At 66.0% G+C, this 12,144-nt stretch carries 11 protein-coding genes; 6 read left to right on the forward strand and 5 right to left on the reverse strand.

Annotated features, from left to right (window positions below; genetic code table 11):
- Nucleotides 1–82 precede the first annotated feature (82 nt).
- The 4 genes from N878_RS01605 to yaaA all read right to left on the reverse strand — a co-directional run bounded on the left by N878_RS01605 (nt 83) and on the right by yaaA (nt 5,575).
- Nucleotides 83–1,246 (reverse strand): alginate biosynthesis protein Alg44, encoded by a 1,164-nt coding sequence (locus N878_RS01605; RefSeq protein ID WP_021441932.1) that lies wholly within the window; start codon nt 1,244–1,246, stop codon nt 83–85.
- Nucleotides 1,247–1,272: 26 nt separating this feature from the next.
- Nucleotides 1,273–2,754, reverse strand: coding sequence for a glycosyltransferase family 2 protein (locus N878_RS01610; protein ID WP_021441933.1), 1,482 nt, complete (start codon nt 2,752–2,754; stop codon nt 1,273–1,275).
- A gap of 47 nt (nt 2,755–2,801) precedes the next feature.
- Complete coding sequence (gene algD, locus N878_RS01615) at nt 2,802–4,112, reverse strand: GDP-mannose 6-dehydrogenase (protein ID WP_021441934.1); 1,311 nt, start codon at nt 4,110–4,112, stop codon at nt 2,802–2,804.
- Between the two features lie 683 nt (nt 4,113–4,795).
- Nucleotides 4,796–5,575, reverse strand: a complete 780-nt coding sequence (gene yaaA / locus N878_RS01620) for a peroxide stress protein YaaA (RefSeq protein WP_021441935.1) — start codon at nt 5,573–5,575, stop codon at nt 4,796–4,798.
- A 212-nt stretch (nt 5,576–5,787) separates the two neighbouring features.
- On the opposite strand from yaaA, the gene dmeF reads away from it, so the two are divergent.
- The 5 genes from dmeF (at nt 5,788) to moaE (ending at nt 9,974) form a co-directional block, all read left to right on the forward strand.
- Nucleotides 5,788–6,765: a CDF family Co(II)/Ni(II) efflux transporter DmeF gene (dmeF, locus tag N878_RS01625; RefSeq protein ID WP_021441936.1), complete on the forward strand. Its 978-nt coding sequence runs from the start codon at nt 5,788–5,790 to the stop codon at nt 6,763–6,765.
- A gap of 293 nt (nt 6,766–7,058) precedes the next feature.
- Complete coding sequence (locus N878_RS01630; RefSeq protein ID WP_021441937.1) at nt 7,059–8,450, forward strand: PhoH family protein; 1,392 nt, start codon at nt 7,059–7,061, stop codon at nt 8,448–8,450.
- 234 nt (nt 8,451–8,684) lie between these two features.
- Nucleotides 8,685–9,161, forward strand: a complete 477-nt coding sequence (gene moaC / locus N878_RS01635; RefSeq protein WP_021441938.1) for a cyclic pyranopterin monophosphate synthase MoaC — start codon at nt 8,685–8,687, stop codon at nt 9,159–9,161.
- Entirely contained in the window at nt 9,158–9,400 is a 243-nt protein-coding gene (locus N878_RS01640) for a MoaD/ThiS family protein (protein WP_021441939.1), read from the forward strand. The genes moaC and N878_RS01640 overlap by 4 nt, the downstream gene beginning before the upstream one ends.
- A 121-nt stretch (nt 9,401–9,521) precedes the next feature.
- Nucleotides 9,522–9,974 (forward strand): molybdopterin synthase catalytic subunit MoaE, encoded by a 453-nt coding sequence (moaE, locus tag N878_RS01645; protein ID WP_021441940.1) that lies wholly within the window; start codon nt 9,522–9,524, stop codon nt 9,972–9,974.
- A gap of 12 nt (nt 9,975–9,986) precedes the next feature.
- Here the strand turns inward: moaE and N878_RS28815 are convergent, their stop codons facing one another.
- Nucleotides 9,987–10,151: a hypothetical protein gene (locus tag N878_RS28815; protein ID WP_021441941.1), complete on the reverse strand. Its 165-nt coding sequence runs from the start codon at nt 10,149–10,151 to the stop codon at nt 9,987–9,989.
- Between the two features lie 174 nt (nt 10,152–10,325).
- Between N878_RS28815 and N878_RS01650 the strand changes: the two genes are divergently transcribed.
- Nucleotides 10,326–12,144: bifunctional UDP-sugar hydrolase/5'-nucleotidase (locus N878_RS01650; RefSeq protein ID WP_021441942.1), on the forward strand; the 1,819-nt coding region annotated here is incomplete at its 3' end.

Below are 12,144 nucleotides of genomic sequence, written 5' to 3' on the forward strand. Positions count from 1 at the left end.
GGGCAGGCCGGCGCAACCGGCGAGGGCGGCGCTCACGGCCAGGCCGAGCAGGGTGGGGCGGAGAAGAGGCAGAGACATGGCGTTAACGTCCGGCGGCGATGGCCCGGTCGACCAGCCAGCTCAGCGACGGGCCGCGGTCGATGACCACGTCCACCGGCTGGCCGGCCAGGCTGGCGGGCAGGGTCTGTTCGGGCTTGATCTGCACGCGGATGTCGGCGGACAGGCCACCGTCGTGCAGGCTGCTGCTGACGATCTCGCCGCGGCGCGGCTGGTCTTCGCCGGCCACCTTGAAGCTCACCGGGGTGCCCGGGCGCGCCTGTTCCAGATGGCGGTAGGGGAAGCTGGCGCTGACGGTGGCGATGCCGTCCTGCGGCACCAGTTCGAAGATCACGTCGCCCTTGCTGGCGAACTGGCCGTCGGCCACCAGCTGGCGGGCGATCTTGCAGTTGCACGGGCTGGTCAGGGTGCCCTGCATCTCGCGGCTGAACAGTGCCTCGATCTGGCTCGGCTCGAGCTGCTCCTCGCCCAGATGGCCCTTGAGCATCTCCAGCATGCTGGTGGTGAAGGTGGCGATCGGTGCGCCTTTCTCGACGATGCCGTCGGGCTGCACCAGGCTCTGCACGCTGCCTTCGCGCGGCATGGTCACCTGCAGGGCGGGCAGGCTGATCTGCGCCGACTGGGCGTGGGTGACGAAGTACAGGCCGTAGATCGACTTGCCGATGTAGCCGAAGGCGGCCAGGCCGACGAGGAAGATCGCGGTGCTGAAGGTCACCGCGCGCAGGCGGCCGAACAGGCCCATGCCGCCGCCGGCACCGTTCTTGCGCGCCTTGGTGAAGTTCTCGCGCTGGAGGATGTGCAGCACCTCGCCGACGTTGACCAGCTCGCCGGCCAGGTGGGCGCTGATCAGGTGGCGCAGGGCGGCGGTTTCGCGGGTGCCGAGGTTGTGGAACTGGCAGCCGACGCGGCCCTGTTCGGGCTGCACCGAGCAGACCTGGAAATCCATGTCCAGGCCCAGCACCAGGCTGTCGAGCTGGAACTGCAGCTGGCCGCGATGGAAATCGCCGACCTTGTGCGCGGTGCGCTCGCTGGCGAAGCTGAAGCCGCCGGCGGAGACATCCAGCAGGCGCACGTCGATGCGTTCGCGCTGGGCATTGCTGTAGCGCAGGCGTCCGGGCAGCTTGACCCGGGCGTGCTGGCGCTGGGCCTCGGACTCATGGACGACGTTGAGGTTGGCGACTGAGTTCATGGTGGCTAGTTCCTATTCGAGTTCGGTCATACCAGCGCCAACAGCGCGGCGATGAATACACAGGAGGCAGAGAAGGTCATGGCGCGCGACGACCAGCTGTTGAACCAGTTGGCGAAGCTGGACAGGCCGCGGTTGAGCTTGGTGTTCTGGCGCGTCCAGGACTGCTGGTCGAGGCGGAAGAACACGTAGATCTTCACCAGGGCGCCGACGATCTGGTTGTAATAGAGCAGCACCGGGTAGGCCGGGCCGACGCGGTGGCCGGAGAGCATCAGCAGCACTGTCAGAACCAGGCGCGTGCTGCCAATCCACAGCAGGTAGATCAACAGGTACATCAGGCTGTACTTGATGCTGGCGATGATCGCCACGCACAGGCCGAGCAGGCAGGTCCACATCGACACGCGCTGGTCCAGCAGCACCAGACTGGTGAAGGCGCCGAGGCGATTCAGGCCCAGGCGCAGGGCGCGCGAGTTCTGCCGCAGGTTGTTGCCGTACCAGCGGAACATCAGCTTGCGGCTGGCCTTGATGAAGCTCTTCTCCGGCGGATGCTCGACCGTGTTGATCGCCGCATCCGGCACGTAGAAGGTGTCGTAGCCCAGGCGCATCAGGCTGTACCAGCTGGACTTGTCGTCGCCGGTGAGGAACTGGAAGCGGCCCAGACGCCAGTGCTCGAGGTGATCGCTCTCCACGTCGCGGATGAACTCGGGGTCGGTCACCACGCTGGCGCGGAACACCGACATGCGCCCGGTCATGGTCAGTACGCGCTTGGAGAGGGCCATCGAGCACATGTTGAGGTGGCGCTGGGCGAAGCGCAGCTTGTGCCACTCGCTCATCAGGTAGCTGCCGCGCACCTCGCAGAACTCGTTGGTGGTCAGCCCGCCGACGTTGGGGAACAGCTTGAACCAGGGCACGCTCTTGCTCACCACGCCCGGCTCGAGCACGGTGTCGCCGTCGATCACCGCCACCACCGCATCGCGATCCGGCTGCTGCCGGGAGATGGCGCGGAAACCGTGGGCCAGGCCGTCGCGCTTGCCGGTGCCGGGAATGCGCACGATGTTCAGCTTGACGTGCGCCGGCGGCTGGGCCTGGGCCCAAAGCGTCTTGATCAGCAGCTCGTCGGACAGCTCGACGATCGAACACACCACGGTGCTCGGGTAGCCGCAGTCGATCGCCTCGCGGATCACCGAGCGATAGACCATGGCGGTGGTCAGCGCCTCGATGCGAAAGCTGGTGACCAGCAGAAAGACATGAGAGGGGTCGGCATCCTTGCCGAGTCTTTGCACCTTGCGGCGATACCAGGGATACACCAGGTAGAGGAACAGGCAGCCGCGCACGAAATGCAAGGCGCCCATGGAATAACGCCAGATGCCGACGATGCCGATCAGCAGGAGGAAGTCCCGCGATTCGGGGTCGAACACCGTACGTGGCAGGGCCAGTGCCAGCAGCATCAGCGCGCTGAGGTACAGCAGCCAGCCGCTGGCGTGGTTGAGGCCGTTCTTGAGCTTGTCCATATGCGTCTCTCGGTACCCGCGCGCAGGGCGCGCGGGCACGCTTGGCCTTACCAGCAGATGCCTTCGGCCACGCCATTGCTGGCGTGCGGCATGAAGCCGACCAGGTCGATCACCCGCTTGCCGCTGGGAGCCTGCGCGGCCAGCTTGGCGAAACGCTCGTCGCCGTTGCCGAGGACGATGATGTCGGCCTTGGCGATCACCGCGTCGAGGTCGCTGCCCAGCAGCGAGGACACGTGCGGGATCTTCGACTCGATGTAGTCCCGGTTGGCGCCGTGGACGCGGGCGTATTCGACGTTGCGGTCGTAGATGCCCAGGTCATAGCCCTTGCCGATCAGCATCTCGGCCAGTTCCACCAGCGGGCTCTCGCGCAGGTCGTCGGTGCCGGCCTTGAAGCTCAGGCCGAGCAGGGCGACCTTGCGCGTGTCGTGGCTGGCGATGATGTCGAAGGCCTTCTGCACCTGGGCGGCGTTGCTGCGCATCAGCGAGCCGATCAGCGGCGCCTCGACGTCCAGGCTGCCGGCGCGGTAGTTCAGCGCGCGCACGTCCTTGGGCAGGCAGGAGCCACCGAAGGCGAAGCCGGGCTTCATGTAGTACTTGGAGAGGTTGAGCTTGTGGTCCTGGCAGATCACGTCCATCACCTCGCGGCCGTCGACGCCGACCGCCTTGGCGATGTTGCCGATCTCGTTGGCGAAGGTGACCTTGGCCGCGTGCCAGACGTTGCAGGTGTACTTGATCATCTCGGCGACTTCGATGTCCTTGCGGATGATCGGCGCGTCCAGCTCGCCGTAGATGCTGGCCAGCAGGTCGCCGGAGGCCTTGTCCAGTTCGCCGATCACGGTCATCGGCGGGAAGTCGTAGTCCTTGATCGCGGTGCTCTCGCGGAGGAACTCGGGGTTGACCGCCAGGCCGAAGTCGACCCCGGCCTTCTTCCCGGAGCAATCCTCGAGAATCGGCAGCACCACGTTCTTCGCGGTACCCGGCAGTACCGTGCTGCGCACCACCACGGTATGACGGCCGGGCTTGTCGCGCAGGGCGTAGCCGATCTCGCGGCACACGCCTTCGATGTAGTTCAGTTCCAGGTCGCCGTTCTTCTTGCTCGGCGTGCCGACGCAGATGAACGACACGTCGCTCTCCAGCACGGCGGCGGCGACGTCGGTGGTGCCGCGCAGGCGACCCTGGCGCAGGCCCTGTTGCAGCAGTTCCTCCAGGCCCGGTTCGACGATGGGCGATTTGCCGTTGTTGATCAGCTCGATCTTGTGCGCGGAGATATCCACGCCAATCACCTCGTGGCCGCGGGCCGACAAACAACCGGCGCACACGGCGCCCACATAACCCAAACCGAAAATACTGATTCGCATGGTATTCACCTCGTCCGTTCGATGCGTTTTCAAATACTGGCCAAATGGCCAAAACTGTTCTGCGAACTTGCTGTTTTTGCGTCAGCAAGTTCCTTCAGGCATAAGTAGGGTAGGGCGCCGGAAGTGGCGCCAAATGTGGGCCTTTATATAAAGTGGTGGCCCTTGGATATTATCTGTGCGGCCCGAGTGGAGGCCTCTGTTTCGGTACTCTTGCGCGGGTGTCTATCTCCCTCTGGTGGCCCGTCTACTTTCTTCCGGGCGAAACCGCCCAGCGAAGGTTGATTCGCATGGTGGCAGTTTAAAGTGGCAAGAAAGTTATGTATTGAAATGTGTTACGGGCTGTATGAGTGCATGACTTTTGCGATAGTTCCTACCGTTCGTCCTGTTCCTGAACGCAAGCTGAACGATTAATTGATCGCAAATTAATGGCAACTTGCAAATTGCACGATGGCACTTTGCAGTTTAATTGGCGTGCAATTAGCGGGTAACTAAGGACGGGCAATGGCTCGCGCTAAAACAGGCCGGCGTCGAAATTGCCAAGGCGTGCGGGTTTTGTTGGCGGGAACCAAGGTTCATGGGGGCGCCACGGCTTCGATGGCCAGGGCTGCGGGACGGCCAGGCAGGCCAGTCGCTGCGGCGGCAGAGGAGGCGGCCGGGCAGAGCGCCGGGCCGCGAGGTGAGGATCAGTCCTGCGGCTGGTCGCGCAGGAACACCAGGTTGTCTTCCTTGGAATGCTCGGCCGAGTAGCGGTAGCCCTGGTAGTCGAAGTCCTTGAGGCCCTCGGGGTTGGTCAGGCGCTCCTTGATCACGTAGCGCGCCATCAGGCCGCGGGCCTTCTTGGCGTAGAAGCTGATGATCTTGTACTGGCCGTTCTTCAGGTCCTTGAACTCGGTGTCGATGATCCGCGCCTTCAGCGCCTTGCGCTTGACCGCGCCGAAGTACTCGGTGGACGCCAGGTTGAGCAGCACCTCGTCGCCCTGGGCGGCCAGCGCCTCGTTCAGCCAGCCGCTGATGCGCTCGCCCCAGAAGGCATAGAGATCCTTGCCGCGGCCGTTGACCAGCTTGGTGCCCATCTCCAGGCGATAGGGCTGCATCAGGTCCAGTGGGCGCAGCACGCCATACAGGCCGGAGAGCATGCGCAGGTGGGCCTGGGCGAAGTCGAAATCGTCCTCGGAGAAGTCCTCGGCATGCAGCCCGGTGTAGACGTCGCCCTTGAATGCCAGCAGCGCCTGCTTGGCGTTGGACGGATTGAACGGCCGCTGCCAGCTGCCGAAGCGCGCGGCGTTGAGGCCGGCGAGCTTGTCCGAGAGGTGCATCAGTTCGGCGATCTGCGCCGGGCTGAAGTCGCGCAGCTGCTCGATCAGTTCCTGGGCGTGGTCGAGGTGTTCGGGTTGGGTGAAGCGCGGCGTGGCCGGCCGGGTCTCGTAGTCGAGGGTCTTGGCCGGTGAAATCACCATCAGCATGGACATCTGCTCCTGAAAGTCTGGCGGCGATTCTAGAAGCTGGGGCCGGGCAAGACCACCTATAGGGGCGATTGAGTCAGGACAACGACCGCAGCGCCCAGCCCGGAGGCAATCCGGAACCTGGTGTGCAGGACCGGGCGCCAGGCGCCGGCTTGACCCCGGGGCCGCCCCGGGGTTGTAGTGTGGCGGCGAACCTCGCACAGGGAGTCGTCATGACGAGCTGCAACCATTCGCGCTGGGAGCCTTCCCACGACTATCGCCCGCTGGAGTCCACGGCCGAGCGCCAGGCCTGGCGGGTCACCGCGCTGACCGGCGCGACCATGCTGGTGGAGATCGCCGCCGGCTACGCCTTCAACTCCATGGCCCTGCTCGCCGACGGCTGGCACATGGCCTCGCATATGCTCGCCATTGGTCTCACCGCGCTGGCCTACCTGCTGGCGCGGCGCTATGCCAACGACCGGCGCTTCGCCTTCGGTACCTGGAAGGTGGAGGTGCTGGCCGGCTTCGCCAGCGCCGTGCTGCTGCTGGTGGTGATCGCCCTGCTCGCCGTCGAGTCGTTGTGGCGCCTGTGGCGGCCGCAGCCGATCGCCTTCGACATGGCCCTGGCGGTGGCGGCGCTCGGCCTGCTGGTCAACCTGGTGTCGGCCTGGATGCTGCGCGACCAGCACGAGCATGGCCACGCCCGGGGTCATGGCCACGGCCATGCTGGGCACGATCACGATCACGATCACGATCACGCGCCAGCCGGCGGGCGCGATCTCAACCGCCACGCCGCCTTCCTCCACGTGCTGGCCGATGCCCTGACCTCGGTGGCGGCGATCCTCGCCCTGCTCGGCGGCTGGTGGCTGGGCTGGAACTGGCTCGACCCGCTGATGGGCGTGGTCGGCGCGCTGATCATTGCGGTGTGGGCCAAGGGCCTGCTGCTGGAGACCGCCAAGGTGCTGCTCGACCGCGAGATGGACAGCCCCCTGGTGGAGCGTGTGCGCACCGCGTTGGAGCAGGAGCACGACACCGAACTGGCCGACCTGCACCTGTGGCGCGTCGGTCGCGCCCAGTACGCCTGCATCGTCAGCGTGGTGACCCATGGCGAAACCACGGCTGATCGCTACAAGGCCCGTCTGGCGGGCTTTGCCGAGCTGGTGCACGTCACGGTGGAGGTCAATCGCTGCGCCGAGGTCGGCCACGGCTGAGGGCGAAAAACGACGGGTGGGACTTCGGACTGTAACGGCGTCGCCGGAGCCCGCCAAGCGCTATTTGTCGCGGCGACAAATAAACCGGTAAAACCACAAAAAAACGTTTTTCTGTCACCTGAATTGGAGTAATTAAACAGCAAGACCGCCGAAACCTGCAGACAGGTGGCGGCCACTGGCCCTCACCTTGCTTGCACCTTCTCAGCCCCGGCACTGAGGAGTCGGCGGCCTCTCCGCGGCGCAGCACCGCCTTGGTATTGCGTCGCTTGGCTACTACAAGAAGGTGACCGAGTATGGATGACCACGGACGCTCCAAGCCCACCGCTCCAACCCTCTACGCCCTCGACACCAACGTCCTGATCCACGATCCGAACGCCTTGCTGAACTTCGAAGAGCACCACGTCGCCATCCCGATGACAGTGCTGGAGGAGCTCGACAAGCTGAAATCCGGCAAGCACGGCGTCGCCGCCGAATGCCGCCAGGCCATCCGCCTCATCGATCAGATCCTCGGTGTCGCCAGCCCGGACGACGTGGAGCACGGCGTACCCATCCAGCGCGGCAAGAGCGGCCCCTGCGGGCGTCTGTCGATTCTCATGAGCAAGCGCGCGGCGCCCATCACCTGGCTGCCGGAAGACCTCAACGACAACAAGATCATCAACCAGCTGGTGGAGCTGAAATCGCGTAATCCGGGGTTGTCCGTGGTGCTGGTGACCAAGGACATCAACATGCGCCTGAAGGCGCGCGCCTGTGGTATCGATGCCGAGGACTACCACACCGACCAGCTGGTGGACGACGTCTCCCTGCTGTCCAAGGGCTACCACGACATGACCGGCTCCTTCTGGGACCGCGTCAGCAAGGTGGAAACCCGCCAGGACCACGGCCGCACCTGGCACCGGGTGCAGCTCACCGACAACCTGCCGGCGGTGCACATCAACGAGTTCATCCTCGACGAGCAGGGCTTCGTCGGCTGGATCAAGGCGATCAAGGGCGACGAGCTGGTGATCCTCGACATGCACCAGGAGCCGCTGCTGCACCAGGAAGCCTGGGGCCTCAAGCCGCGCGACGTGTACCAGTCGCTGGCGCTGTTCGCCCTGCTCGACCCGGACATCCACCTGGTCAACCTGTCCGGCGCCGCCGGTTCCGGCAAGACCATCCTGGCGCTGGCCGCGGCCATCGAGCAGACCATGGTCAGCAAGCGCTACCGGCGCATCATCGCCACCCGCAGCGTGCAGGGGCTGGATCAGGAGATCGGCTTTTTGCCCGGCACCGAGGCGGAGAAGATGGAGCCCTGGCTCGGCGCCATCACCGACAACCTCGAAGCCCTGCACATGGACGACGAGAGCACCCACGGCAGCGTCGACTACATCCTGCAGAAGGTGCCGCTGCAATTTAAGTCGCTCAACTACATCCGCGGGCGCAGCTTCCAGCAGAGCCTGATCCTCATCGACGAATGCCAGAACCTCACCCCGCACCAGATGAAGACCATCATCACCCGCGCCGGCAACGGCTCCAAGGTGGTGTGCCTGGGTAACCTGGCGCAGATCGATACCCCCTACCTGTCGGCGCCCAGCTCGGGCCTGACCTACCTCACCGAACGCTTCAAGGACTTCCCCCACGGCGTGCACATCACCCTGCAAGGGGTGCCGCGCTCGATCCTCGCCGAATACGCGGAAACCCATATGTAGCGCTCGGGCTGTTGAGCGCTCGCGCCCCTGTTCGCAAGAGCAGGGGCGTTATTATTTGCGCGCCCTGTAGGAGCGGCCGGGCGGCGTTCCGCTTCAGCCGCGATGGTGGCGGATAAATCCGCTGCTACAGAAGCTGGGTGGAGTCCCGGCATATGACGCGGCATCGCTTTTTTATGCCTGCCAAATCCTGACCCAGGGGTTTACAATCGGCCGATCCCCGCCTGGAGCTTTCCCGTGCTGACTCACCTCGATTCCCAAGGCCGCGCGCATATGGTCGACGTCACCGACAAGGCGACCACCTTTCGCGAGGCCACTGCCGAAGCGCGCGTGCGCATGCTGCCCGCCACCCTGCAGATGATCGTCGCCGGCGAGCACCCCAAGGGCGACGTGTTCGCCGTGGCGCGTATCGCCGGCATCCAGGCGGCGAAGAAAACTTCCGACCTGATCCCCCTGTGCCACCCGCTGATGCTCACCGGGGTCAAGGTCGAGCTGAGCGCAGAGGGCGATGACTGCGTACGTATCACCGCGCGCTGCAAGCTGTCCGGCCAGACCGGCGTGGAGATGGAGGCGCTGACCGCCGCCAGCGTCGCCGCGCTGACCATCTACGACATGTGCAAGGCGGTGGACCGCGGCATGGTCATCGAGAACGTGCGCCTGCTGGAGAAACTCGGCGGCAAGAGCGGCCACTACAAGGCGGAGGAGCCAGCATGATCCGCGTGCAGTATTTCGCCCGTTACCGCGAAGCCCTGGGCCGCGACGAGGAGCAACTCAGCGGCGATTTCGCCAGCCTCGACGAACTGCGCCTGCACCTGCTGGCCCGTGGCGGCGAGTGGGAGGTGCTCGGCGAGCAGAACCTGATGTGCGCGCGCAACCAGGAACTGTGCGGTCTCGACGAGCCGCTGGCCGAAGGCGATGAAGTGGCCTTCTTCCCCACCGTTACCGGCGGCTGATACCCCTGTAGGAGCGGTCGGGCGGCGTTCCGCGTAGGGTGGGCTTCAGCCCACCAATCGGCTCACCAAGAGCCCGCCGACCGACCCTGACCTCAGCCCTCATCAAACGAGACACGCCCGCATGACCATCCGCGTCCAAGCCCAACCCTTCGACCCCGGCAGCGAACTCAACGCCATGCACGCCGCCAACCTTGGCATCGGCGCGGTGGTGAGCTTCGTCGGCTACGTGCGCGACTTCAACGAAGGGCGCGACGTCGGCGGCATGTTCCTCGAACACTTCCCCGGCATGACCGAGAAGGCCCTGGCCAAGATCGCCGACGAGGCGCGCGCGCGCTGGCCGCTGCTGGGCATCGAGATCATCCACCGCATCGGTCGCCTGGAGCCGGGCGAGCCCATCGTCTTCGTCGGCACCAGCAGCGCCCACCGCCAGGCCGCGTTCGACGCCTGCAACTTCGTCATGGATTATCTGAAGACCCGCGCGCCGTTCTGGAAGAAGGAAGACACCAGCGAAGGCCCGCGCTGGGTCGAAGGCCGCTGCAGCGACCAGAGCGCCGCCGAGCGCTGGAAACGGTAGGGTGCGCCCGATCTACGCCAATGCCAGATGCACCCGTAGCGCAATCGGCACCAGCATCAGCAACACCCCCAGGCCGAGCACGCGCACGCCCCATTCGTGTTCGCGGAAGTTGAAGCCGACCCCCAGCAGCACGAAGCCGCCGATCAGCAGCACCAGCATCAGGTGAAAGTGATCCATCGCTCTTCTCCGCTTCGCTGTCCTGCTTTCAGCCTAGTCGCTGTGCCGGTCTGCGGCGCTGACCTGTGGCAATGAATGCCTGACCCGATTGGCGACAAGCCGCGGCCCGATCGGTCGCTGCCGCTGTCGGCGGCTTGCTGCATACTTCGCCGCAGTCATCGTCAAGGATCGTCCATGCGCCTGTTTCCCACCCTGCTGCTCGCCGGCCTGCTGAGCGCCGCCCCGCTGGCGGCCGCCGAACGCAGCTTCACCATCCTGCACAGCAACGACTGGCAATCGCGCCTGCTCGGCTTCGGCCCCGACAACGAATACAGCCCGGCCACGCTGAACGACGACGACACGGTCGGCGGCGTCGCGCGCCTGGCCACCCTGCTGCGCGAGCGCCGCGCGGCGGCCGAGGGCGAGGCGGTGCTGCTGCTCGATGGCGGCGACTTCACCATGGGCACGCTGTTTCACACCGTCGCCCGCGAGATGGGCAGCGAGCTGCGCCTGATGAGCGAGCTGGGCTACGACGCCGCGGTGCTCGGCAACCACGAATTCGACTTCCGCCCCGCCGGCCTCGCCGCGATGATCGGCGCCGCGCACAGGGCCAAGGGCGAGGCGCTGCCGGCGCTGCTGTCGAGCAATATCCGCTTCGACCCCGCGCGCAAGGAGGACGACAGCCTGCAGGCGCACTTCGAGGCCGGGCGCATCCTGCCGTACCAGCTGATCGAGCGCGGCGGCATCCGCTTCGGCCTGTTCGGCCTGCTCGGCAACAACGCCGTGGCGGTCAGCCCGATGATCAAGCCGGTGACCTTCGCCGACCCTGTAGAGACCGCCAAGATCATGGTCGCCAAGCTGCGCGAGGAGGGCGCCGAGGTGGTCATCCTGCTCTCGCACATGGGCGTCACCCAGCAGGCCGACGGCAGCTGGCGCGGCGAGGAAGTGGAGCTGGTCGAGCAGGTGCCGGGCATCGACATAGTGGTCGGCGGCCATTCGCACGTGGCGCTGCCGCAGCCGGTGCTGGTCAATGGGCGCACCCCGGTGATGCAGGCCGGCTCGGAAATCCAGTACCTCGGCGAGCTGCGCATGAGCCTCGGCGCCGACGGCGTGCCGCGCCTGCGTGACTACCGCCTGCACCCGCTCGACGACCGCATCGCCGGCGATGCGGCGATCACCGCCCAGGTCGAGGACTTCAAGCAGGTGGTCAGCGAGCGCATGCTGGCGCCCAAGGGCTATCGCTTCGACCAGCCGCTGGCCAAGGTCGACCAGCGCCTCGGCCGCGACTTCACCGATACCACCCTGGCCAACCTGGTCACCGACGCCCTGCGCCACGCCGCCGGCGCCGACCTGGCCTTCACCGGCAACGGCACCATCCGCGACGACCTGATCAAGGGCCGCCACGGCGTGCAGAGCGTCTCCGACCTGTTCCGCATCGCCCCGCTGGGCATCGGCCAGTTCGACGACGAACCCGGCTACCCGCTGATCAAGGTCCACGTCAGCGCGCGCGAGATCAAGACCATGCTGGAGGTGCTGCTGCTCGCCTACCAGCTGCGCGACAGCCGCAGCTACTACCCGCGGGTGTCCGGCGTGCGCTTCAGCTACAACCCCTGGCGCGTGCCGTTCGACCGCGTCAGCCGCATCGAGATCGGCGACCCGGTCAACGGCTACCGCGAGCTGGATCTGGACGACCCGCGCCTCTACAGCATCGGCGCCACCAGCTACGTCGGCAGCTTCACCTGGCTGGTGCCGGACCTGACCAAGGGCCTGCTCGACGTGGTGCCCAAGGACGCCGCCGGCCGTCCGCTGCCGCGCATCGAAGACGCCATCATCGACCAGGACCCGGACACCCCCGGCGTGCAGGAACTCAAGGAATGGCAGGCGTTGCTCGACCATATCCGCAACCTGCCGGACCTGGACGGCGACGGCCTGGCCGACATCCCCACCAGCGGCGCGGCGGCCGAGCAGCGCATGCTGCGCCAGCCCAGCCTGCAGCCGGCCGAACTGCTGCGCC

This window comes from Pseudomonas sp. EGD-AK9, from assembly GCF_000465935.2.
Taxonomy (GTDB): Bacteria; Pseudomonadota; Gammaproteobacteria; order Pseudomonadales; family Pseudomonadaceae; genus Aquipseudomonas.